Origin of the sequence: Erythrobacter sp., from assembly GCA_019739335.1 — a bacterium.
Classification (GTDB): domain Bacteria; phylum Pseudomonadota; class Alphaproteobacteria; order Sphingomonadales; family Sphingomonadaceae; genus Alteraurantiacibacter.
In genome coordinates this window covers 2,071,554-2,096,298 of the sequence record CP073261.1, presented here as the reverse complement: position 1 = coordinate 2,096,298, position 24,745 = coordinate 2,071,554, and the positions used below count along the sequence as shown (strand labels likewise).

At 62.8% G+C, this 24,745-nt stretch carries 15 protein-coding genes and 2 pseudogenes; 9 read left to right on the top strand and 8 right to left on the bottom strand.

Features of this window, described 5'->3' with window-relative positions; all coding sequences use genetic code 11:
* Window positions 1–7: 7 nt before the first annotated feature.
* Complete coding sequence (locus tag JY451_10290) at window positions 8–1,996, bottom strand: hypothetical protein (protein QZH74129.1); 1,989 nt, start codon at window positions 1,994–1,996, stop codon at window positions 8–10.
* Between the two features lie 448 nt (window positions 1,997–2,444).
* On the opposite strand from JY451_10290, the gene JY451_10285 reads away from it, so the two are divergent.
* Window positions 2,445–5,942 carry a M10 family metallopeptidase C-terminal domain-containing protein gene (locus JY451_10285; protein QZH74128.1) on the top strand — a complete coding sequence of 1,166 codons (3,498 nt, stop codon included), beginning with the start codon at window positions 2,445–2,447 and terminating at the stop codon, window positions 5,940–5,942.
* 142 nt (window positions 5,943–6,084) lie between these two features.
* On the top strand, window positions 6,085–7,233 hold the full coding sequence (locus JY451_10280; protein ID QZH74127.1) for a cupin domain-containing protein: 1,149 nt from the start codon (window positions 6,085–6,087) through the stop codon (window positions 7,231–7,233).
* Between the two features lie 106 nt (window positions 7,234–7,339).
* Here the strand turns inward: JY451_10280 and JY451_10275 are convergent.
* Window positions 7,340–8,057: pseudogene (locus tag JY451_10275) on the bottom strand (IS6 family transposase).
* Window positions 8,058–8,206: 149 nt separating this feature from the next.
* Here JY451_10275 and JY451_10270 point away from each other — a divergent pair.
* The 3 genes from JY451_10270 (at window position 8,207) to JY451_10260 (ending at window position 10,509) form a co-directional block, all read left to right on the top strand.
* A complete protein-coding gene (locus JY451_10270; protein QZH74126.1) occupies window positions 8,207–9,136 on the top strand; it encodes an alpha/beta hydrolase in 930 nt (309 codons plus the stop codon).
* A gap of 87 nt (window positions 9,137–9,223) precedes the next feature.
* Entirely contained in the window at window positions 9,224–9,874 is a 651-nt protein-coding gene (locus JY451_10265; GenBank protein QZH76678.1) for a methyltransferase domain-containing protein, read from the top strand.
* A 5-nt stretch (window positions 9,875–9,879) separates the two neighbouring features.
* Complete coding sequence (locus JY451_10260; protein ID QZH74125.1) at window positions 9,880–10,509, top strand: hypothetical protein; 630 nt, start codon at window positions 9,880–9,882, stop codon at window positions 10,507–10,509.
* Between the two features lie 14 nt (window positions 10,510–10,523).
* Here JY451_10260 and JY451_10255 read toward each other — a convergent pair whose 3' ends face one another.
* Window positions 10,524–12,116, bottom strand: a complete 1,593-nt coding sequence (locus JY451_10255; protein QZH76677.1) for an aminotransferase class III-fold pyridoxal phosphate-dependent enzyme — start codon at window positions 12,114–12,116, stop codon at window positions 10,524–10,526.
* Between the two features lie 98 nt (window positions 12,117–12,214).
* Between JY451_10255 and psd the strand changes: the two genes are divergently transcribed.
* Window positions 12,215–13,081, top strand: a complete 867-nt coding sequence (gene psd, locus JY451_10250; protein ID QZH74124.1) for a phosphatidylserine decarboxylase — start codon at window positions 12,215–12,217, stop codon at window positions 13,079–13,081.
* Between the two features lie 217 nt (window positions 13,082–13,298).
* Here psd and JY451_10245 read toward each other — a convergent pair whose 3' ends face one another.
* The 3 genes from JY451_10245 to JY451_10235 all read right to left on the bottom strand — a co-directional run bounded on the left by JY451_10245 (window position 13,299) and on the right by JY451_10235 (window position 19,152).
* Window positions 13,299–14,951 (bottom strand): alkaline phosphatase D family protein, encoded by a 1,653-nt coding sequence (locus JY451_10245; GenBank protein QZH74123.1) that lies wholly within the window; start codon window positions 14,949–14,951, stop codon window positions 13,299–13,301.
* Window positions 14,952–15,115: 164 nt separating this feature from the next.
* On the bottom strand, window positions 15,116–16,816 hold the full coding sequence (locus JY451_10240) for an alkaline phosphatase D family protein (GenBank protein ID QZH74122.1): 1,701 nt from the start codon (window positions 16,814–16,816) through the stop codon (window positions 15,116–15,118).
* A gap of 65 nt (window positions 16,817–16,881) precedes the next feature.
* The gene (locus JY451_10235; GenBank protein ID QZH74121.1) at window positions 16,882–19,152 is read right to left on the bottom strand and encodes a TonB-dependent receptor; all 2,271 of its coding nucleotides are present in this window, start codon (window positions 19,150–19,152) and stop codon (window positions 16,882–16,884) included.
* A 680-nt stretch (window positions 19,153–19,832) separates the two neighbouring features.
* On the opposite strand from JY451_10235, the gene JY451_10230 reads away from it, so the two are divergent.
* On the top strand, window positions 19,833–20,204 hold the full coding sequence (locus tag JY451_10230; GenBank protein QZH74120.1) for a DUF3489 domain-containing protein: 372 nt from the start codon (window positions 19,833–19,835) through the stop codon (window positions 20,202–20,204).
* Window positions 20,205–20,318: 114 nt separating this feature from the next.
* On the opposite strand, the pseudogene JY451_10225 reads toward JY451_10230, so the two are convergent.
* Window positions 20,319–21,034: pseudogene (locus tag JY451_10225) on the bottom strand (IS6 family transposase).
* Window positions 21,035–21,270: 236 nt separating this feature from the next.
* Complete coding sequence (locus JY451_10220) at window positions 21,271–22,866, bottom strand: alpha/beta fold hydrolase (GenBank protein ID QZH74119.1); 1,596 nt, start codon at window positions 22,864–22,866, stop codon at window positions 21,271–21,273.
* A gap of 330 nt (window positions 22,867–23,196) precedes the next feature.
* Here JY451_10220 and JY451_10215 point away from each other — a divergent pair, with 330 nt between their 5' ends.
* Window positions 23,197–24,108, top strand: a complete 912-nt coding sequence (locus JY451_10215) for a diiron oxygenase (GenBank protein QZH74118.1) — start codon at window positions 23,197–23,199, stop codon at window positions 24,106–24,108.
* A gap of 27 nt (window positions 24,109–24,135) precedes the next feature.
* Window positions 24,136–24,702 (top strand): OsmC family protein, encoded by a 567-nt coding sequence (locus JY451_10210; GenBank protein QZH74117.1) that lies wholly within the window; start codon window positions 24,136–24,138, stop codon window positions 24,700–24,702.
* The last annotated feature ends 43 nt before the right edge of the window (window positions 24,703–24,745 follow it).

Here is a 24,745-nt window from a genome sequence, read left to right as displayed (position 1 = left end):
CAGAGGCTCAGAACCCGAAGCTTGCCGCCACTCGCGCGCCCATTTCTCCGTCACCGGTGTTCCCGGCGACACCAGCCGAAACATAGACGCTGTCGCTTACGCGCCCGGTTAACTGGGCAGAGTAACCCTGCTCGCCGCCATAGGTCGCGCCCGCCACCGTCACCGAAACCGCGCGCCCGGGAACAATCGTCGTGGCACCCAGGGCCATTGCCGCCGCAATCCCGCCGCTCAATTGCTCATTCATCTCGTCCAGCCGGAAATTGGTGGCAACAAGCCCGCTTTCCAGTCCGCCGACACGGCCCGATAGGGCACTGAACTGTGCATCTGTCACTGCAGCGAGGTAATCGACGCTGACCCGGACATTGGCGACGCTGGCGGCACTGGCCACGTTCGAGACACCCAGCGTACCGGCGCTGTCGATAGTGACGACCTGTTCCTCGCCCACCTGCACAGCGTCCGAGGCCATGATGTCGCCGATGGCAACGCTCGATCCGGTTCCGCCGATCATCACCTGGTTGGCGGCCGTGGTATTGGCGAGATAGCCCACTGCGGTCGATTGCACCTGGTCCGCCACCGCGCTGTCGCCTACCGCGGTGCCGCGGGTGGCGGAGGCACTGGCTCCGGCACCCACCGCCGTGCCGCGGGTTCCGGAAACGGTGGAAGAAAAGCCCACCGCCGTCCCGCTGATCCCGGTGACATCGGTCGACCGGCCCACGGCCGTCGCATTCTGGGCATCGGCCCGCGCCAGCGCGCCAAAGGCCGAGCCGGACAGGCCGGTGGCCCCGGCAGAGGCGCCGACGGCAGTGGCATTGTTGTTGGTCACTTCCACCGCATTGCCCAGCGCCACGCTGCGCAGGCCGGTAACGAGCGCATCGCGCCCGATCGCGGTGGCGTCCTCCGCCAGCGCCTCGGCATCGACGCCAAGGGCGATGGATTGCGCCCCGGTGGCCTGCGCGCCCAGCGCCAGATCATCAGCCCCGTCACCGCCAACGGCGATGGCACCGATGGCGGTCGCTCGCGATGAGCCGCCGATAGCGACGGCATTGCCGCTGTTAGCAATCGACTGCGTGCCTAAGGCAAGACTGCGAAGTCCGCTGGCACTGGCGTTCCAGCCCTGCCCAATGGCTTCCTCACCCGATGCGGCAGAAGTGAACCCAACTGCCAGCGAGCGAGCGCCGCTTGCAGCGGCCCCACCACCAAGAGCTGTTGCGCGTTCACCTGCGCTCGACGATTTGCCGAGTGCAACCGAGATCTCACCCGTCGCTTGGGCGCCGTGGCCGATCGCGGTCGCCTCCAAGGCAGCGGCATTGGCCTCAACTCCCAGCCCCACCGAGTTGGTAGAAGCGAAACTATCATCGCCGATCGCAACCGACTGGCCGCTGTTAGCTGAAGAATTCTCACCAATCGCCAGCGAGCCATTCCCCGTAGCAAAAGCAGAGTAGCCAATCGCTATGGAGCTGATACCAGCCGCCTCCGCCAGTACCCCAATTGCGATGGCAAGATCGCCGGTGTAGGTCGATCCTCCCAAGGAGATACTGCCTTCACCCGCAGCTGTTGCTTGGTCTCCTGCTGCGAAGCTGGATGGCCCCATGGCTGCGGCTCCAGAACCGATTGCGATCGAGTTGCTGCCACTGGCAAGGGTCGGGTTGATGAAGAATGGGTCTCCATCACCACCAATGGCAATCGACTGAAATCCAGTTGCAGTTGCGATATAACCTATAGCAATCGCCCCATCATCCTCAGTAAAGGCGTTGGTGCCCACCGCCACTGTATAAGAACCAACCGCGCTGGCATTCACCCCACAGGCCAGGCGACTGTCACCATTGCCGCTGTTGGCACCGCCGTCATTGTCCGTACCGGCATCGACCACCCCATCATTGTCGCGGTCGAGCAGGCAGTCTTCGGCCAAGGCTTCTTGTGGTGCGAGCAGCAGCGCGGCTGCCGCGGTTCCGGTGAGCAGGGTGGCGGCGAACAGGGTATCGTTACGAACAGACATGGATCAATCTCCCGGGGTTTGGTCCCCGCCGGAAGAACGCAAGCTACGCCTGTCCGGCCAGGGACTCGGAATTGCGGTGCGACCCGAATGTCATTAGCCAGAAACAACAAATGCGGCAGGGTTGTTTCTCTGCCTGCATTGGCGATAAATCATGAAACGATGCCCGGTCAATCGACGCGTGGTTGAGGGGTTCCACTGCTGGACAAGACCTGCGCAGAAGTTCCTGTTCCGACCCAGCCGGCTATTTCAATCGCGGCAGGAATTAAGGGAACGAGCCGGAGCGTGCTCCACCTTGTTGGCCCTTTTTTCACGCCCGAATTCTGATCGTTGGCGAGGAAGATCGGGAAGTCGCGTGAGCCTCCAAAACCGGAAATATTTGCGCTGGAGGCGCGCCCTGAAATAGGATAGGCCATCCCAATCAAGATATTACGCGACGGGGCGAAGAAAAATGAACGTGGAAGTCGCGCCGTTATCTTCTAATCCCTACACGCGAAGCCTGCTTGCCCCGGACGTCTGGTCCGGCCTGACAATCACTTTCAGTTTTCCCGACAACCCTCTCGATTATGCCGATTATGGACCGGGCGATGAAATAGTCGCCGGTTTTGTGTCCTTCAGCGAAATGCAGAAGAACGCCGTCCGGCATATTCTCGCGACGATTTCCAGCTTCACGAATCTGGTTTTCACCGAGGTCACCGGCAGCCTCGATGCCACAGCGACACTGCGCTTCGGCAATACCAATGTGACAGATGCGGCGTTCGCATTCCTGCCGAGTACGGACAGCGTAGGCGGAGACTCGTGGTATTCGAGCGAAGCCTACATGCAGTCTCCCGCTATCGGCAACTTTGCCTATTTCGCCCTGCTGCACGAAATCGGCCACGCCCTCGGCCTGCTCCACCCGCACGAAGGTGAATTCGGCGATCCGATGCCGCTCGACCGTGACTGGATGCCCTACACGGTGATGAGCTACCGCTCGACGCAAGGCGGTGAACTGGGATATTATAACAACGGCTCCGATTTCGCGCAAAGTTACATGATGGAGGACATCGTTGCCCTCCAGCAGGCCTATGGACCGAATTACTCGACCAACTCCGGGGCTACCGTCTATTCATTCAGTCCGACAAGCGGCGAACTCTTTATCAACGGGGCGGGGCAAGGCGCGCCTGAAAAGAATATCGTTTTCCAGACCATCTGGGACGGCGGCGGTATCGATACCTATGATTTTTCGACCTATACACAACCGGGCGATATCGACTTGCGGCCCGGCAACTGGATAAGGTTCTACCCGATCCAGAGCGCGCAATTGGGGGGCGGCAGCACGCCACCCGGCCTCGTTGCCAATGCCCACATGTTCGCAGGCGATCCACGCTCGCTGATCGAGAATGCGATCGGCGGATCGGGTGACGACGATATCTATGGCAACCACATCGCCAATCGGCTCGAAGGGGGTATCGGGCGCGATAATCTGTTCGGATATGAAGGTGAGGACCATCTGCTTGGCGGGGCGGACGGGGACATGCTGTATGGCGGCATCGGGAACGACTTGCTCGAAGGGGGCGACGGCGGGGATAACCTCCATGGTGAGGAGGGCGACGACACCCTCTACGGGGGCAGGGAAGACGATACACTCCATGGGGGATCGGGCAACGATATACTCCATGGGGAAGGCGGGGGAGATGTCCTCTTCGGAGGAAGCGGCGACGACTCGCTGTTCGGTGGCAACGGCCAGGGGATGCTTCACGGCGAAGATGGCCATGACCTGATCGACGGCGGAATCGATGATGACACCCTCTATGGCGGGGCGGGCAATGACCGGCTGATAGGTCGTGGCGGAAACGATCTTCTTGATGGGGGCGCGGGTGCCGACACCATGATCGGCGGTACCGGCAACGATACCTATGTCTGGGACGATATCGGGGACGTCATCATTGAACTCGCCGATGGGGGGATCGATACCCTGGCGAGCGCGGTCTATAATCTGACTGCCGGTGACAATATCGAAAACGTCCGTGTGTCAGGTCTATTGCACCTCAACGTGACGGGGGACGATGGCGACAACGGCCTTGGCGGAAACGGCGGAAACAACATTCTCGACGGACGCGGCGGTGCAGATAGCATGTCCGGCGATTACGGAGCCGATATCTATTACGTCGACCATATAGGCGACAAAGTATATGAAGGTGTCGGAATGGGCACCGACCGGGTCTACGCTTCCGTCAGCTTTACAATGAGCCAGGGTTACTGGACCGGAGGAGGAAATCCCTATCTGGGGGCGAGTCTTCCGCGCTTTATCCCCGGCGCGGAGATCGAGTTTCTCTACCTTCAGGGTACCGGCGATCTCGACGGGACTGGCAACGAACACAATAACCGTATTTTCGGCACTTCCGGCGCAAATGTGCTAACGGGAATGGGTGGCAACGATATTCTCAATGGCCGTACAGGGTGGGACACTGCGGTTTTTTCCGGAGTGCTGGCGGACTATACGATCACAGAGCAGGTCGACGGTAGTTTCCTGGTCGTTGGGCCCGACGGCACCGACCAGCTTATCGGCATCGAGCAGGCACTTTTTTCGGATCAGCAAGTCTATCTGGTCCCTTCCACAAGGCAGGACGGCACACCGGGAATAGACAACCTCACCGGAACTAGCGGAGTGGATTTGCTTTACGGTCTCGCGGGCGATGATGTGCTTCAGGGTCTGAGCGGCAACGACACACTCGACGGCGGCACCGGCAGTGACACGATGGTGGGTGGCATGGGCAACGACACCTTCTCCATCGACAGCATCGGTGACGTTGTAACGGAGCTGGAGAACGAGGGGTTCGACCGGATCATCAGCTCGATCGATTTCTCCGCGAACCCTTCTCGATATGGCAACATCGAAGCGTTCGGCCTCGCCGGTTTGGCCACCCAGTTGCGCGGCAACCAGCTGGCCAACGAACTCGTCGCCAATGCCACGCTCGGTAGCCTGCTCAACGCTCTTGGCGGCAACGACCTGCTTTTGGGCGGGGCCGGAAACGATCTCCTGAACGGCGGATCGGGCGATGACGAGATGCGCGGCGGCGGCGGGGACGACAGCTATTTCGTCTACGAAGCAGGTGACGTGATTGTCGAACTGGCGGGCGAAGGGATCGACTATGTCCGCTCGGGCGTGAACTACACCCTTGGCGCCAACCTGGAGGACCTGCGGCTGGCCGGAACCCTGGCCACGGTGGGCACCGGCAATGCGCTGGCCAACCGGATCTACGGCGGGAGTGCCGGCGCGACGCTTTCCGGGCTCGATGGCGATGATACGATCTATGGCAGCAACACGGCCGACACAATCTACGGTGGGTCCGGGGCTGATCGGCTGGTTGGCAACTTCGGCGAGGACGCCATCCATGGCGGCGAAGGTAATGACATCATCAACGGCGGCACCAATATCGACACTCTCCACGGCGATGGCGGTGATGACCTGATCCTGGGCGGCATCGGCAACGATGTCATCTATGGGGGCACCGGCAATGATACGCTGCTCGGCGAAGCGAACATGGATACGCTGCACGGCGAGGACGGGGCCGACATTCTCGACGGCGGTGACGGGGTGGACCGGCTGATCGGCGGGGCGGACCGCGATGTGATGACCGGCGGCCTCCGCGCAGACGTGTTCGCTTTCGCTGACGGCGACTTTGCCGGACTGGCGGCCAACACCGCCGACCGGATCACCGACTTCACCGTGGCGCAGGGTGACAGGATCGATCTGTCCGCAGTCGATGCGATCCTGGGCGGCACAGACGATGCCTTCGATTACATCGGCAGCGATGCCTTCTCCGGAACGGCGGGCGAACTGCGCTGGGCGCACGTTGGCGCCAACACGATGGTCTACATGGACGTCGATGGCGACGCGCTCGCCGACTACGCCATCCGGCTGGACGGCACGGTCAACTTGGCGGAGGCTAGTTTCCTTCTGTGAAGGCAAACAAGCATTCGTGGCCTTGCTGGTCTCCATCTTAAAAGCCGTGCCTGCTTTCGTTGCTTGTGGATTATGCCTCCCATGAAACTCGCCCGGTTGCGGCGCGCATAAAACCTCTCAAATAGCGAAATGTGATACAATCATGCGTTTTAAAAACTTCGACATTCCGGCTTTCCTCCAGGAATATTGGCAGAAAAAGCCGCTACTGATCAGATCGCCATGGGACGCATGGTCCAATCCGCTAGAACCGAATGAACTGGCGGGACTTGCGGATGAGGATCACGTCGAATCCCGCCTCGTGACCCAGCGCAATCAGCGATGGGAGCTCGAACAAGGCCCCTTTCCCGAAGGCCGCTTCGGAAAGCTGGAACGCATTCCGTGGACGCTGCTGGTGCAGGGTGTTGATCACCATGTCCCGTCCGTGGCGGCACTTCTGGAGCCCTTTCGTTTCGTGCCAAACTGGCGGGTTGACGACGTCATGGTGAGCTATGCAGTCGATGGCGGGGGGGTGGGCCCGCATTTCGATCACTACGATGTGTTCCTGCTTCAAGGCTTGGGCAGGCGTCGGTGGGAGCTGGGCGAGCTTTGTGACGAGACCACCGAGTTGCTGCCGCACGACGACTTGCGCCTCCTTGCGGACTTCCGCGCTGTCGAGGAATGGATCCTCGAGCCAGGCGATATGCTCTATGTCCCGCCTCGCGTCGCTCATCGCGGCGTGGCGATCGGCGACGATTGCATGACGTACTCGATAGGCTTTCGGGCGCCTTCGCGCGCGGAATTGCTCACGAACTGGGCCGAAAGTGTATCAACCGATCTGAGTGACGGCGACCGCTACGCAGACCCGGACCTTGCCGAGCAGCGCAACCCCGGTGAAATCTCTTCGTCTGCCATCAGGTCACTACAAGCCATGATCTCTGAAACGATGCTTGATCGGTCTGCGTTTGAACGGTGGTTCGGTCAATACAGCACCATGCCGAAGGATCCGGACATCGATTGGCGACCCGAGGAGACCATCAGCAGCGAAGTCGTATTGCAGTGCCTCGCCGAAAGTATTCCACTGGTGCGGAACCCCGCCAGCCGCTTTTCATTCATTCGGGAGCAGACAACTTCGCTTTTGTTGTTCATTGATGGGCGCTGCTATCCCTGTCGTGACGAGGTCACTGCTTTTGCTGAGCAGATTTGCGCAAGTGTGCAGTTTACGTTTGATGCACAGAGTTCGCTTTCGATCATTGAACTGATTGTCGAGTTGGTCAACCAGGGAAGTCTCGCCTTCCTTGATCAAGAGGAGTAAGTCCACGGACCTTCGGGCACTTGGGATACGAGACCTCCCGATGGTGCTGTCAGTCTAACCGCAACTCGTCTCCGATTGGCGAAGCCCTCCTCTACCCCGGCGCGGTTTATGCGGCGAGGGTCTGCCACTCGGCCAGGGCGGCCGAGCGGCGGGCTTGTAGCTCTCTCTGTCGATCAGGTGGCGTTCGAGGTTGAAGTGATTATGGACGTTGGCGCGGACCAAGGCGAACTTCTGCGACGACTTCATCTGCCGAAATCGCAGCATCGCCCGCTCTCGTCGTCGGAACGGCAGGTGGCTATTCTCCACCCGGTTGTTGGCCCAGCGTCCCACCTCCTGTTTTGCCGTGTTTCCGAGCTCTGACATCGCCGCCTTGTAGGAGCGAAGGCCATCAGTGGTGATCTCGACCGGCGAGCCGTGGCGCTTCAGTGCTTTCTTCATGAACCGTAGCGATGCCTTCCTGTCACCCGTTTTTGTAACGTAGCTTTCGAGGACCTCGCCTTCCTGGTCGACCGCGCGCCACAGGTAATGCATCTCGCCATTGATCTTCACGTACACCTCGCCGAGGTGCCACTTCCACTGCCGGAAGCCCTTCATCCGGCTGACACGCTGGCGCCGAACATCAGCCGCAGCGAACAGCAGTCCGAACCTGTTCCGCCACAAGCGCACGGGCTCATGGCAGATGTCGACGCCTCGCTCTGCAAGCAGCTCCTCGACGTTCCGCAGGCTCAAGGGAAGCGCACGCACATCAGCACCACCATGCGGATTACTTCGGGTGACGAGTTGAAATAGCTGAACGGGCTGGCAGCTTTTCTGGGTCGGGACATGGCACCCCCTACCGCGCCAAGCTCGCTTTGCCGGCGTTGCACTTGCTTTGACAGGACCCGTCAGATTGATGACGGGAATGCGCTGCGAGTAGCGGTTCGGTAAGCGAAGCACCGATTGAAGTCGCTTCCGTCACCGAACGCAAGACGCTATGCGCAACGGTATGGTTCCAGCCCATGCGCGTCGCAATTATCCCGATGGATTGAAGGTCGGCGAATGGCGTGCGATAGATGGTTTCAAGCATCGATGTTTCCGCCTTGCTGCCGCATCCCTACCCAGAGGACGCCTGCTTTTCCTCGGCGGGCGAGGCGATTTTTTCGAGAAATATCTTGAAGCCTTTGGCTACTGGGCGGCTTCGGGCTGGGACGTTTCAGGCTTTGACTGGCGCGGACAGGGTGGATCGGGGCTGACGCACCCGGATGGATACTGCCACGTGGCCGACTTCGCGACGATGGTGGACGATCTGGCGGGATTTGCGGATAAGTGGCGCATTGATGATGGCTTGTCGCATATTGCATTGGGGCATTCGCTGGGCGGGCACTTGCTCCTGCGCGCTCTCGCGGAGCGGCGGATTGCTTGCGATGCGGCGGTGCTGTTGGCTCCAATGCTGGGTATCAGGGCGGGGGTGTTGGGGGCAAAAGCGGTCAATTTCTTCGGCCTTGTCGGCAGGGTGCCGTGCTTGGCTCACCGGCCGTTGTGGAAAGGCCAGCCGCGCAGCAATCCCGGCCACCTGACGTCCTGTCCGGATCGTCACGCTGACAAACTGTGGTGGAAGGCCAAGCACCCGGAAATCGCGCGTGGCGGGCCGACCTGGCTGTGGTTGGCAGCGGCTGCGCGTTCGATGACCCTGTTGGAGCGGCAACTGCGCCAGAACGCGCCCGGACTTCCCGTCCTCCTGCTGACAGGCGCGCGCGACCGTGTGGTGGACGCCGCCTCGATTGCCCGGATCGGGGCACTACTGCCGGGACTTCGGCCGCAAACAATCGCCAGTGGCGGCCACGAATTGCTCCGCGAAAGCAACGGACCTCGGCTCGCGACCCTGTCTGCCATAGAAAGCTTCCTTGCCGGATACTGCCGATAGCCCCTGCAAAGCTCCAGTTCTCCACAGCCACGCGCGCGATTGTCGCAGCGTTGCAACATTAAGGCAGCATTCGGGCCTTTCACGAGGCTGCGAACGGAACACACAATGCAGACTGCCGGAGTTGCCGCCGCCTACGATCGCTGGGCACCGATCTACGACCTGGTGTTCGGCCAGGTCTTCGCCATCGGCCGCCGCCGGGCGGTGATCGCTGCCGAGCAGGCAGGTCGCCGGGTGTTGGAGGTGGGCGTGGGTACGGGCATTTCGCTGCCCCAGTACAAGCCCGAAACCCGCATCGTCGGCACAGACATTTCCGGCTCGATGCTCGATGTCGCGAAGAAGCGCGTGCGCGAGCACGGCCTCGCCAATGTCGAGGACCTGCTGGTGATGGATGCCGAGGCGATGAGCTTCGAAGACGGCGAATTCGATGTTGTCGTCGCGCAATATGTCGTCAGCGCGGTGCCCAATCCGGCGCGGGCGATGGACGAATTCCTGCGCGTGGTGAAGCCGGGCGGGGAAATCATCGTTGCCACCCGGGTCGGCGCGGAATCGGGTCTTCGCTCGAGCATCGAAAAGTTCCTCATGCCGGTGACCAGCAGGCTGGGCTGGCGCACCGAATTCCCGTTCGCCTTCTACGAAGACTGGGCGAACACCCATGCCAGTGTCACGCTGGTCGAGCGCCGCAGCCTGCCCCCGCTCGGTCATTTCTCGCTCGTCCGTATCAAGAAGCAGGAAGGCTGAATCCGATGCCCCAGGTACTTGCCGCCAAGACCGCCCATTTCCGCGAGCAGCTGCGCGAACAACGGTGGGACGATCACCGCTACTACCATCACAATCTGGTCAACCAGAGCCTGCACTTCGTCAGCGCGACGACCTTCATCGTCGCCTATCTGATCGCCTGGTACCAGCCCTGGCTGGCGGCCCTGCTGGGCTGGGGCATTGCCATGACCAGCCGTCAGGCCGGGCACTTCTTCTTCGAGCCGCACGATTACGACCAGGTCAACGATTGCAGTCACGAGTACAAGGAAGAGATCAAGGTCGGCTACAACCTGATGCGCAAGGTGGTGCTGATGGGACTGTGGGCAGCCAGCCCGCTGTTGCTGGTGATCGAACCGACCTTGTTCGGCCTTGTCACTCCACACACCGGAGTGGTCAGCTTCCTCGAAAACCTCGGCATGATGTGGCTGGCGCTGGGCGTGGGCGGGCTGCTGTTCCGCACCGTGCACCTGTTCTTCCTGCGCGATATCGAAACCGGGATCGTCTGGGCGACCAAGATCATCACCGATCCTTTCAACGACTTCCGCCTCTACTGCCGCGCCCCGGGCCAGCTCGCGAGGCAGGCGGTGGCGGTGCGGCGCAACAATCGCGCGGGCTGACCCGCGCGAGTCAATCAGCCGAACTTGTGGCGCAGCATCTCGCGGGTGAGGCGCTGGCGAATGGTCTTGCCGTGCTCCTCGCCCGCAGACCACCACCAGCCGCCCGCCGCCATCTCGTCGCAGGCGGCAAGGAAGCGGTTCTCCACTTCGGCAAAGTCGGCATCCGAATAGGCGAGGCTGAAGATGAACCGCCCCGTGCCCACCCAGCTGAGCGCCAGCCCGTGCTTCTTCAGATAGAACTGCAACATCCAGTGATAGCGCGCGGGCACGGCGTAGCGGACGGTGAAGATCGTCGACAGATTGCCGATTGCGACCGGATGGCCCGCCGCTGCCAGTCGCGCGTTGAGACTGGCGGCGCGCGTGTTCCAGCGCTCGTCCAGCCCATCATAGAGCGCCCTGCCCTCGGCAGTCTCCATATGCCGCAGGAAAGCGTTCATCGCCCCCATCACGTAAGGGTGCGAATTGAAGGTGCCGCGCGCAAAGCAGATATCGGCGGGCTTGTCCGGATTGTAGCGGCGCATCAGCTCCGCCCGGCCGCACAGCACCCCCACCGGATAGCCGCCGCCCAAGGTCTTGCCGTAGGTGACCAGATCGGGCTGGATGCCGAAGTACTCGCAGGCGCCGCCCGGCGCGAGGCGGAAGCCGGTGAACACCTCGTCCATGATCAGCACCACGCCCGCCGCGCGGCAGACTTCCTGCAAGCGTGCCAGCCAGGCCGAATAGGCAGCCCGATCGACGCCCGAATGCCCGCGCTTCGCCATCAAGGTGGAATCGCCGGGGGCGTTCTTGTTCGGGTGCATCGCCTGCAAGGGGTTGACCAGCACGCAGGCGATATCCTTGCGGGTGCGCAGCACCTTGAGGCTTTTCTCGCTCATATCGGCGAGCGTATAGGTGCGGTCCGCTGGCACCGGATTGCCCACGCCGGGCTGCACATCGCCCCACCAGCCGTGGTAAGCCCCCGCAAAGCGGACGATCTTGCTCCGCCCGGTGTGATAGCGCGCCAACCGCACCGCCTGCATCACCGCTTCGGTGCCGCTCATGTGGAAGCTCACCGCATCGAGCCCCGAATGGATCGCCAGCCGCTGCGCATTGTCGAGCGTGAGCGGGTGCAGCCCGGCCAGCGTCGGCCCGAACGCGGCGACGCTTTCCCCGCCTTCGGCCATCAGCGCGCGGTAGGCATCGACGCCGAGCAGGTTGACCCCGTAGCTGCCAGTGAGGTCGTAGTAGCGATTGCCGTCGAGATCGGTCAGCTGCACGCCCTCTGCGGCGTGGTAGAAGGTGCTGCTGGGCAGGAAGTCCTTCACCAGCGGGCTGAACTGGAACGGCACCCGGTAGGTGGTGGTGAAATCGACATCGGCAATGCACTGCGCGGCATCCTGTGTCGCGGCGGTGCTGGCGGGGTAGGTCGCTGCAAAGTGCGCCGAAAGTGCTGCCATCGCCTGCTGCCGCTGCGCGGCAATTTCGGGCGGGGCACCGTCTGTGGCGAAAAACTCCTCCGCCCCGAAGGCATAGGCGGGCACGAGCCCCGCCGCGCGCTTGGCCATCCGCACGTGCCCGGAGAGCGAGCGGTGCTTGGCCTGCGAAAGCCGCAGCCGTTCGCGCACCATGGATGCGGTGACAAGGCCCGCCGTTCCAGCGGCCAGTTTCCACGCGATCGAAGCCAATTTCACAACCCTGCCCTCACCAATAGACCGGGAGCCCGACCATGAGCCTGCGAAGCGTCGCGCATCGCCTGCTGGCGCAGGAGGAACTCAATTTCCTCCTTACCAACCGCATTCCGCGCCATGCGCTCACCCGATTCATGGGCTGGTTCGCCAGGCGCGAGAACCCGCTGCTGCGCGTCCCGTCGATCGCGCTTTGGCGGTTCTTTTGTGACGTGGATTTGACAGACGCCCAAACGCGTGAATTTCGCAGCCTCCACCACGCCTTTACCCGCGCGCTGGTGCCCGGCGCACGGGTGTTCGATGCCGATCCGGCGGTGTTTGCTGCGCCCTGCGATGCCATCGTCGGGGCGTTCGGCACGGTGCACGGCGGCCAGGCATTTCAGGTCAAGGGCATGGACTATGCACTGGCCGACTTGCTCGGCGATGTGGAGGAGGCAAGCGCCTTCGAAGGCGGGCAGTTCATCACCCTGCGGCTGACCGCCGGCATGTACCATCGCTTCCACGCGCCGCAGGACATGGTGGTGGAGCAGGTGCGCTACATCTCCGGCGATACCTGGAACGTCAATCCGGTCGCGCTCAAGCGCGTGGAGCGGCTCTACTGCCGCAACGAACGCGCGCCGATCCTGGCGCGGCTGGCCGATGGCGAGGCGCGGGTCGCGCTGGTGCCGGTGGCGGCGATCCTTGTGGCGAGCATCCGCCTGCCGTTCGTCGATGCGGCAGAGCCAGTCCGCAGCCTGCACCAGCGCATCTGGCGTGAGCAGGTGCGCTTCGCCAAAGGTGAGGAGATGGGCTGGTTCGAGCACGGCTCCACCATCGTCGCGCTGCTGCCGCCAGGGTTGCGCCCGGTGGAGGGACTTGCGAGCGGTGCGCGGATCAAAGCGGGGGAGGCAATGTTGGTGGCTGGGTGAGGAAGGCTGGCGGCACACGCCGTCAACGCCCTTTCGCTGCCCTCTTTCCTACACGAGAGCGACTGGTCTAGCCCCTGTCAGGCCCCGCGCCATTGCGGGACTTCGGCTCTTTCCAATCGTTGTCCGTCCGCTGGTTGCAGAGATGATTTTGGTGTCGCCTTAGTGTCAACTTTCACGGCATAATTCCCTGATCCGGCCAGCCGGGCGCGGGTCCGCGTCAGGCCCAGGTGCCGCCGTCGATGCCCGGCCTTGCGCTATAGCTGGCGGCGACGCCGCGTTCGAAGGCAGGCTCCAGCACGGTCGAAACAGTGACATGCTCCACCCGCGCCACTTCCGGCGTGAGCGTGAGCAGCGCGTAGCCCTTGTGGTCCTGATCGCAGAACACGACTTCCTCCGCCCCCGCCTCCAGAAAGCGCCCTACCCTCGGCAGCACCGAGCCGTTCGACGGGCTGGTGATGGCCGTGCAGCCCAGTTCTACCGCAGCAAGCCGCCCTGCCGCATCGTGCAGGTTGTTGACCCACGCTGCATGGCTGTCCCCCGCCAGCACCACCGGGCGCGATCCGGCGCGGGCGAAGCGGGCATAGAGCCGCTCGCGCGCGTGCGGGTAGCCGTCCCACGAATCGAGATTGAACGGCACGCCTTCGCGATAGCCATTCACCGACATGTCCACCCGGTTGCGGAACTGCGCGGGCAGCCGTTCGCGCAGGGCGAGATAGGCCTCAGTGCCCAGTTGCGCTTCCAGATCGGGGCCGGGGACCCGCGCCATCAGCACCTGGTTGCCGAGCACCTGCCATGGCTTGCCCGCCGCGACCGAAGCGGCGAGCACGCCTTCGAGCCACTCGACCTGCTCGGGACCCAGCAATTCGCGTTCGGGCCGGTCACGCTCGGCAAGGATGGCGGCGATGGCCTGCGCAGGCGGCAGGTCCGGTTGGCGGGTCACCTGCCGGTCGCGCGCAAGCAGCCGCGTCTCGACCATCGCCAGCGTCGCCAGATCGCCGAATTCGAAGCTGCGGAAAATCGCCTCGTGCGCGCGCAGCGGATCGGGATCGCGGATCGGCATCCATTCGAAATAGGCCTGCATCGCCACCGCCTTGCGCGCCGCCCAATCGCCTTCCTCGGCGGGCTGGTGGTTCTGCGCGCCTTCCAGCCAGGCATCGTTGGTGATCTCGTGATCGTCCCACACGCAGATGAAGGCGGCGCGCGCGTGCGCGGCCTGGATCTGCGGATCGGCCTTCACCTGTGCATGGCGGCGGCGATAGTCCGCCAAGGATACGATTTCGTGCGGCGGATCGGGCAGGCGGCCCAGCCGACGCCCGATATCGGTGCCGTAGCCGCTCTCGCCATATTCGTAGATGTAATCGCCCAGATGCACCACGGCATCCAGCCGCTCCAGCGCGGCCATATCGGCATAGGCGTTGAAGTAGCCGCCGGGGTAGAGCTGGCACGAAGCGACGGCCAGCACGAGTTCGTCGACAGCCGCCACCGGCAGCGTCCGGAACCGCCCGCGTGGGGAGGCCGTGCCATCGGCGGCTTCGAACCAGTAATGGTATTCGCGGCCCGGCTCCAGCCCGGTGAGATCGACCTTCGCGGTATGATCCGCCGCGCCCCGCGCCGTCACCGCTCCCGATATCAGGGGTGCTGCACCAGCATCGGTGGCGACGTGCCAGCGCAGCGGAATGTCCCCGGCAAACCCTTCCTCGGCGGTCGCCCGCGTCCAGATGATCGCTCCGCCCGGTGTCGGATCGCCGCTGGCCACACCATGGGCAAAGCGCACCGTCTCCGGTGCCTGCCGGGCGCTGGCGATGCCGGGAAGTGCCAACGCAGTTCCCGATCCGAACAAGGCAAGCGCCGCGCGGCGATCGATTTTCATGGCAAGTTCCTAGCTGCAATTCTCAGCGGCTAGTAAGCCGCCTACACCGTCAGTTTCATGACATAGCAGCCCATGTGGGCTGGGGCGACAATGCGCAGTCGCCTGCGTTCATCTGACGCCGCACGGGAGGCGTGGCCAATTTTGTTCGCCTGACCTGAATCCGCTCAGGCGAAGGCCAGCCCGTCACCGCGCCGCTCGATCCGCAGGCGGTTGAGGATAAAAGCGCGGAAATCGCGATCAGTGACGGTATCCACCGCCACGAATGTCGCCAGCGCCGCGTCGCGCGCCAGTTCGAGGCGGACGTAGCCCTGGTGCATGTTGTCGGTCCAGTCGATCTCCGGGCAATGCTCGGCGAAGGCTAGATCGAGCTGGCGCGACAATTCGTCTCCGAAGCCGCTTTCGACGAAATCGCCCGGTGACGTGATCCCCGCCGTGCCCAGTTCCAGTCCGGCGGGCCGCCCCTCGGCATCTTTCAGGCTGTTGGCCCAGAAGCTGTGGCTGTCTCCGGTCAACACGATCAGATCGCCCGCGCCTGCCGCGCGCGACTGTTCGTAAAGCCGCTCGCGTGCCCAAGGGTAGCCGTCCCATGTATCGGGATAGAAAGGCAGGTTGGCGCGGCCCTTGAACGCCAGCACGCGCGCATTTTCCAGCGCCGCCTCGCTGGTATAGGGCGCATCTGCGGCAAAGGGATCGGGCAGCACGCCGAGTGCGACCAGATCGGGCACATCCGTGCGCGCCATTGGGATCGCGTTACCGAGCACCCGCCACGGCTGCCCTGCCGCCACCGAGGCCCGCAGTGCGCGGTCGAGCGCCTGCTCGCCCTCGAGGCTCAACATCGCCCGGCCCGCTTCGCCAAGCACGTCGCGGCGGAACATGGCCGCCTGTTCAGGGGTGGTCAGCTGATCGCTCCATGCCGCGTAGTCGATTTGCTCGGCGCGCGCGGTGTGGCGGCTTTCCAGCGTCACCAGCGTGGCGAGATCGCCAAAGCTGTAGCTGCGCCAGAACTGCGCCCGGCTTTGCCTTGGGCCGTCGAGCATTTCCGGCTCGCGGATCGGCATCCATTCGTAATAGGCGCGGATCGAAGCCTCGCGCCGCGCCGCCCAGTCGCCCTCGCTATCAGGTTGATGGTTCTGCGCTCCGCCGGTCCACGGATTGTTGGCGCTTTCGTGATCGTCCCAGCAGGCCATGAAGCTATGCGCGGCGTGCATTGCCTGCGCGCCGGGATCGGACTTGTACTGCGCGTGGCGGCGGCGATAATCGGCAAGGGTGACGATCTCGTGCGCCGGATCATGCCGACGGCCGAGCGCCTGCGCGGTGGCATCGCCCCAGCCGTCCTGCCCGTACTCGTAAAGGTAATCGCCCGTGTGCAGCACGAAATCGACCTGCGCATCACGCGCCATCGCTTCGTAGGCGTTGAAATGGCCAAAGGCGTAGTTCGAACAGCTCGCCAGTGCGATCCCCAGTCGCTCAGGGGAACCTGTCGGCAAGGTCCGCGCGCGCCCGGTGGGGGAAGCAAAGCTGTCCAGCCAGAAGCGATAGTAGAAGGTGCCGCCCGGTTCGAGTCCGGTGGCGAAGAACTTGGCGGTGTGGTCGGCATAGGGGCCGGTCGCCACTTCGCCTTGGAGGACCGGTTCGGCAAACTCCGGATCGCGCGCGACTTCGCAGCGCAGGGTGACATCCCCGCTGGTGGTCACCCGCGTCCACAGCACCACGCTGCTGGCCGCCGGGTCGCCGCTCGCCACGCCGTGGCGGAACGGGCCGTCGATATGGGCCGCAGCAGGCAATGGCAGCAAGGCTGCGGCGGGAGCCAGCGCCATGGTGCCGAGCGCCGAGCGGCGGGTGAGCGAGAGCGGCTTTTCATTCATGGCGCAGGTCCCTGTCATCGATTCGAGAGGTACCCCCTCCCCCCGAAAGGGGAGGGGGATTGGCCTCAGTAGCTCAGCCGTACCGTAGCGAAGAACTGCTGCGGCGCACCCACCAGCAGCGTCTGCCGGTCGCCCGAATTGCCGAACCCGCCCGAACCCACGGTCGCAACATACTGCTCATCGAACAGGTTGGTGGCGTTCAGCTGCACTTCGATCCCGTCGGTCAGGCGATAGCCGAGCGAGGCATCGACAATCGCCCGTCCGTCCACCGAGCGGTCATTGGTGAAAGTGAAGAACCGCTCCGACATGTAATTCACCGCGGCACGGGCGAACAGCGAACCGTCGTCGTAGCTGATTTCACCGCGCGCCAGGTGCTCGGGAGTATCGACCACGGCCTTGTCCGCCGTGGCCGCGAGCAGCACGCCCGACACGTTGAACACATCGTCCTGATAGGTCGCATCGGTGTAGCTGTACGAAGCGAACAGCGACAGTTCGTCGGTCAGTCGCAGATCGCCCACCGCTTCGAAGCCCAGCGCCTGCACGTCACCCACGTTCTGGAGGATCGAGGGGCTGCCGACGATGCTCGGCCCCGATGCCGCCGCCAGCAGGCGGTTGCGGAAGTTGACCAGGTAGACCCCGACCACGCCGTTGAAGACGGGGGAATTGTACCGCAGGCCGAGTTCGAAAGTGTCCGATTCTTCGGGCTGGAGCGTATCGCGGATGGCATCGAAGCCGACCTGATTGGTGCTGAACGGCCCGGTGGTGGTTGCCGAAGCGAAAGCACGGGTGGCCTGGGTGAAGCCGCCGAACATTTCCACCATGTCTCCCAGCTCAAGGTTGAAGCCGACATGCGGCTGGAACCAGTCTTCTGCCGTGATTTCGCCCTGCGGGAAGGACGCGGCAACGACCGCCGTAGCCTGGTTGGTGACGCGGAAGCCTTTCCAGCCCAGGTTGATCGTCAGCATCCCGATCTCGATCCGGTCGGACACCGAATATTGCAGGGTCTCGGTGTTGAAATCGAATTCCCACTGGGTGAAGAACGGATCTTCCGGATGATCGCGGAACGAACGGCCCGGTTCGGTGCGGCTTTCAAAGGCGTAGAAACGGCGTGCCTGGTTGAAATCGTTGCTTTCGTACCAGCCGGTCAGGTCGATCTGGTTGAACGCCAATTCGAAGCCGACCCTGGCGAACACGCCGATGCGCTGCATTTCGTATTCGGTCGTGCGGATCGACAGGGGCGCTCCGGTGGGGCTGGGCACGTAAGGAGTTCCCCAAAGACCAAAGCCGGTCTGATCGTGGAAGTAGCCGGTAAGAGCGAATTCGCCGCTTTCGCCAATGGGCGTCGCATAGCCAATATAGCTGAGCCAGTCCTGCCGCAGGCCGGATGCGTCATAATAGGCATCGTCCGCCGAAGTCACATTTCCCGGATAGACCGTTCCTGCTGCCGGATTGGTCGCAACCGCGCCGGTATCGCCGCGATTGGCCCCGATCTCGGCCAGCAGGATCGCCAGATCGTAATCGGGGAAAGTGTTGTCCCAATCGTAGCCCAGCCGGTCGAGCATATCGAGCGACATGTCCTGATAGTCCTGCTCGCGCCGGTCCGAATAGCCGAGCCAGCCAGTAATTTCGCCCATGCCAACCGGCACTACCAGCTTGGCATTGACCATGTGCTGGTCCTGCGTGCCTTCGCCCTTGTACTTGTCGGTTGCTCCATAGGCGTAGGAAACAAAGCCGCGCGGGCCGCTGGCGCTGCCGAAGTTCGCGCGGGCGAAGCCTCGCAGGGTATCGCTGCTGCCATAGGTGGCCGATGCTTCGATGCCGAAATCGGTATCCGGGTCCATCGAGAAGGTTTCCACCGTGCCGCCGAGGTTGCCGGTGGAGTTAGTGCCGATCGAACCCGCGCCCTGGCTGACGATCACCGAGCCGACGTTCTCCGAACTGACCGCACGGCTGATGTGCAGGCCGTTGTGGTTGCCGTAACTCATGTCGCCCAGCGGCACGCCGTCGAAAGTGAAGCCGAGCTGGTTCTGGTTGAAGCTGCGGATGGTCACGCGAGTGGACCATTCGTAATTGCCGAACGGATCGGCGGCCTGGATGTTGACGCTGGGCAGCCGTTCGATCGCGCGGATCACGCTGGTGCCGGGCAGCTGGATGCGGATGTCCTCGCTTTCGACTTCCTGCACTTGGCGGGTCTGGCCCTGCCCGAAAACGATGATGGCTTCGCCCGATACTTCCTCTTCGGGCGCTTCTTCGACATTTTCCTGCGCGACGGCGACCTGCGCCATCAGAGCAATGGTTGCGGCACTGGCAAGCGATGCGGCCTTGATAGTGTGCATGATGTGTACCCCTGCTTGTTGGCGCTACGGTCGCCTCTCGGGCGATCGGTTGCAGGGGCTCCGCTAGGCGAGGTTTCTTACGCTGCGATGCAACATCAGGGACAGTTGCGGGACGATCTTATGACCTTTTGCGGGCAGGATGATGACGGTTTGCGAAAAGTTTGCACTGCGGCGGACTGGCGCAATCGTAGCGCTGCTATCGCTGCAAATAGGCAGCGGGATGCTGTAGGGCGCGCGCCTACTGGTTTGGTGCGATTTTCTCTCCTGATTTGGTTTCGAAATAGATTTCATCCGGGATCGATACCAGCGGCAGCCAGTCTATCCTGACAATATGCGTGTGCAGCCATGCGGATGCTTCCTGCGTGAAGCGATCCAAGGGGCGTTTGGTTCAGGTTGATATCGCCCTTCGTTTATGGGTCATATTCTTGATGGGCGCCCCCGGCCCTCAAGGTGTGGCCGCTTGCAGGGTTGCCGTTTTATCGACTGTTCGTCTGAAACTGGGGCGCAAACCCGCCATTCCCTCGCCCCCAAGAGGCCAAGTTGGGACCATCCGCTGTCACTCCACCCACTGGGACTGGATCGGGGCGCATATTCGAGCATTGTTGGTCCTGCGCCCGGCCGAGTCGGGCTTGTCCCGGTAGCGGCGGCCACTCCGGCCCCGCGCTACCAAAGACACCGACATGACCACCAACACCACGGCCACGGCCACTACCACGACTACCACGCGGAAGCCGCGCCGCATGGCCCGCACCCCGCAGTCAGCTGCTTCTTCCCAGGCGGAGACTACGGCACATGACAGCAGCGCCGCAGATGCAAGTCCTGCTGCTGCAACAGCCTCTCAAGTACCGAAGGCCCCTTCGCGGCTCGAGCAGTTGCAGGCGCTGCTGGCGCGTGAGGACGGTGCCAACATCGCCGAGATGGTCGCTGCCACCAGCTGGCAGCAGCACTCGGTGCGCGGGGCACCGGCTGGCGCACTCAAGAAGCGCGGACTTACCATCACCTCGGAAAAGCTCGACGGCACCCGCCGCTACCGCACGGAGAAGGCGGCTTGAACGGCGTGGCCCTAGATGCGATTGTTGCCGATGCGCCCAAGGCGCCCGATGGTGCTGTCAGTCTAACCGCAACTCGTCTCCGATTGGCGAAGCCCTCCTCTACCTCGGCGCGGTTTATGCGGCGAGGGTCTGCCACTCGGCCATTGCGACCGAGCGGCGGGCTTGTAGCTCTCTCTGTCGATCAGGTGGCGTTCGAGGTTGAAGTGTTTATGGACGTTGGCGCGGACCAAGGCGAACTTCTGCGACGACTTCATCTGCCTAAATCGCAGCATCGCCCGCTCTCGTCGTCGGAACGGCAGGTGGCTGTTCTCCACCCGGCTGTTGGCTCAGCGTCCCACCTCCTGTTTTGCCGTGTTTCCGAGCTCTGACATCGCCGCCTTGTAGGAGCGAAGGCCATCGGTGGTGATCTCGACCGGCGAGCCGTGGCGCTTCAGCGCCTTCTTCATAAACCGGAGTGCTGCTTTCTTGTCCCTCGCCTTCGTGACGTAGCTCTCGAGGACCTCGCCCTCCTGGTCCACTGCTCGCCACAGGTAATGCATCTCGCCATTGATCTTGACGTACACCTCGTCGAGGCGCCACTTCCACTGCCGGAAGCCCTTCATCCGGCTGACACGCTGGCGCCGGACATCAGCCGCAAACAGCGGGCCGAAGCGGTTCCACCATAGCCGGACTGTCTCATGGCAAATGTCGATCCCGCGTTCGAACAGCAGGGCCTTCACATTACGCGGGGAAAGCGGGAAGCGCACGTACATCAGCACCACGAGACGGATTACCTCGGGGGAGGAAATGAAACAGCGGAACAGGCTGGCAGGCTTGCGGGGCTTGGGCATCTCATTGCTCTGCCCTCAAGCCCTTACCATCCGGTGCATTTGCTCTGACAAGGCCAAGCGGTGGGCGACTGACCGACAGAGAAAGGTAGTTTTCCTGTAAAATTGATCTGAAACCTGCCTGTCCGAAAGCGGCCCTTTAGGGCTTTTTCAGTGAATTGGTCTTTGCTCGGCCAACAGCCTTTTGAGCGCTGGACCCTCAAAAGCTAGCAGTCCGCAATACGCCCGGTGTCTCATGGTCAGGAATTCGGATTCGCGAGAAACCCCCTGACGTGCGCCACCAACTCCGACCAAGCAGGTTCCTGCTTGAGCACCAAGTGGTTTCGGCTATCGAGCGTGACAAAACGAGCGTGCTCTATAAAACGGGCGAGAATGCGCCCTGCCTCAAACGGCACGACCGCGTCATCGCGGCTGTGCAGGACCAGCGTAGGGGCCTTCACCTTTCCCAAAAGATGCCGCACATCGATTACGCTGAGCGCACGCTGGAGCCGCTGGGCGCCCTCCGGCGAAGCGGAGATCCGCTGCAGTTCATTGAACCAGTGCGCCTGCTCTTCGGTGGCATCAGGGAAGTAGAGTGTGGTGAACATCTGTCGAAACGCCGGATTACCCTGGCCCCAACCTGAGCCTGTCAGTTCCACCATCGCTTCGCGGCGGCTGCGTTCTTCCGGGTCATTGCGGGTGGCCCAACCTTGAGCATAACCTCCGTAGAGGATCATCGAACGGACACGCTCGGGGTGACGCACGGCATAGGCGATAGAGACCGCGCAACCTTGCGAAATGCCGAGCAGGTCGAAGTGCTCGACGCCAGCCGCGTCGACAACGGTTTCCAGATCCTCGACAAAGCACTCGAAGTCGAGATTCTTAACTTTCCAGTCCGATAGTCCGTTGCCGCGCTCGTCGTAACGAACCAGCCTGTGCTCGCGCGACAATTCCTCGATCCAGTGGCGCCAGATCGGACTTTCCCACTCGAATTCCAGGTGATTGAGCCAGTTCGCCGCCTTTACCAGCGGCGGCCCCTCACCAACGCAGGAATAGGCGATTCCAGTTCCGTCCGGCGCCGTGCAAAATTCGATGCGCTGGCGGATGAACGGTCTTCCCGGCTCCACGTGCAGCGGACGCGGGTGCCGCGGACCGTCAGCGGCGCGGGTGGTGCCATGACGCGCGAGTTCGACTGGCACCGCGATTCCGGCGGCTTCGAGCGTGCGCGTCGCCACGGAGCGCTGAGCTGCCGCTTCCTCGGTTCGCCCGGCCGCAAGTAGGAGCTCAACCAGTTTCATCCAGCCCGCTTCACTGAGGGGATCGACCTCGACGACGCAACGGGCGTAAGGCAATGCTCGATCCGGCTGGTCAGCGAAAAATTCAGTCAGCTTGCGCCAGATCCGCAATTGCCGCTGGCGGACATCCTCGCGCGCGGCAAGCAACCAGCTTTCGAATTCGTCGCAGCCGCGTAACGAGATGCCGGGGGCAAACTCGCCGCGGATTACGGCGGCGCTCTCAAGAGCAGCGGTATCGTCATTCCCCTCCGCAGCCTGCAGACGAAGGAAATCGCAGTGGGTGCCGGTGAGTTCAAGCCGCACCGTTTCGCGGTCGGCGACAAGGCGCGGAAAGTCCGGCTCGTCAACGGCGTGGCGTAGCTTGCTCAGGCTCCAGCGCAGGGCGCCCTTGGGGTCGTCAGGAACATTCCAGAATAACGAGCAAAGCGTCTCGCGCCGGTGTTCGCGACCGGTGGCCACGAGATATGCGAGCAACGCACGAGTCTTGGCAGAGCCTGGCAAAGGCACATCCTGCGCATCGCGGCGCACGGCGATTTCGCCGATAAGCGACAGCTCCAGCATTGCGACCTCCATCACGGACGCGGCCTACCGTTGAAACTACGTCCCCAGAGAAAGCGCGTCAAATTCCACGCTCTTTCCCACGCTCGTTCCCACGACGGACCGCCACTGCACTTTCAGCGCCCGATTGCCGGGCTCCACTGAAAGGGAAGACATCGATGAATACCAAGGACACCCGAAGGATGGCGTCCGCCCGTGCTGGCCTGGCTGCAGCGATCTTTTGCAGCGTTTTCTGGCTCACCAGCGGCATTGTCATCGTGACCCACGCGGGAGTGGCCTGACGGCCACTCCCCACTCCCTCATCACCCGCAATTCGAAACAGGAAAATGACCCATGAAACATGAGTACAATTTCGCCACGGTCCTCTCCGCTTCAGCCCGTGCCGCTTGGCAGATCGAGGACGTCCTGCCCGAAGGTTCGGCGCTCGACTTCAGCCGTCCGTTCCTGCCCGAGAGCCTGGCTCGTACCGTTTCCGCCGAAGGGCTGGATGCCGATGAGCGGCGCGTGCTCAACCAGATCCGCGGTCACGAATACCTGACGATCTTCGGGCTGGTCGAAGAATTCATCCTGCCATTCGTGCTCGACCATGTGCGCCCGCAGCTAAATGGCGATGACGAACGGGTTCGCGCACTGCTCAATTTTGCGAGCGAGGAAGCCAAGCACATCGAGCTGTTCAAGCGGTTCCATGCCTGTTTCACCCGCGATTTCGGCAGCAAGTGCGAGGTCATCGGCCCGCCCGAAGCGGTGGCCGCAGAAGTGCTGCGCCACGATCCGCTCGCGGTCGCCCTGATCATCCTCCACATCGAATGGATGACGCAAAGCCACTATGTCGGCAGCGTGCGCAACGACGGCGGGATCGATCCGCTGTTCAAGAGCCTGCTCAAGCATCACTGGATGGAAGAGGCACAGCACGCCAAGCTCGACACGCTGATGGTCGAGGCGCTGGCTGAAGGCCGTGACGAGGCGAGCATTACGCAGGCGCTCGACGAGTATCTCGAGATCGGGATGTTTCTGGACGAAAGTCTCAAGACCCAGTCCGAGCTCAACCTCGACGCCTGGGAGCTCGCTACCGGGCGCAGGCTCGGCAGCGCAGAGCGCGCCGCGCTCGGCGAAGCCCAGCACCAGGCCCTGCGCTGGACCTATCTCGGATCCGGCATGACCCACCCCAAGTTCGTGGCCAGCGTGGCTGCGATATCCCCCGCCGCGCGCGACCGCATTGCCGAAGTCGCGCCGGCATTCTGCTGACCCCCGGCAATACAAGGAAAAGAAGAAATGCTAGACACTATTACTCAGAAGAAGACCGTCAACGGCATCGATCTCGATGCGCTGGCAGACGCCGTTTCTGCGATCGAGAAGGACCCCGCCAACGGCAAGGTGGCCTTTCGCGTGCGTACCGAATGGACCGGCCAAACCCGCTCGGAAACCACAATCGACAGCTGCACGCTGGGAGGCGTGAAGATCGACCGCCGGTTCAAGATCGTCGCCGACGAGCCGCATGAACTGTTCGGCACCGACAGCGCGCCCAATCCGCAGGAGCTGCTTATGAGCGCGGTGAATGCGTGCATGATGGTCGGCTACGTCGAACATGCGGCAATGTGCGGCGTGACGCTGACAACCTGCCGTATCGAAATGGAGGGCGAGATCGACCTGCGCGGCGCGCTTGAACTCGATCCGGATGTGCCCAACGGCTACCGCCAGCTAGACTACGTCGTCACACTCGAAGGCGACGGGACGCGCGAGCAGTACGAGGAAATCCACGAGGCGGTGAAGGCTACCTCGCCGAACTTCTTCAACATCAACACCGCGATCACGATGAACGGCCGCCTGCAGGCGGACTGAGTAATCTCGTACTTCGCCCCGGCGGTTGTCCCCCAAACCCCCG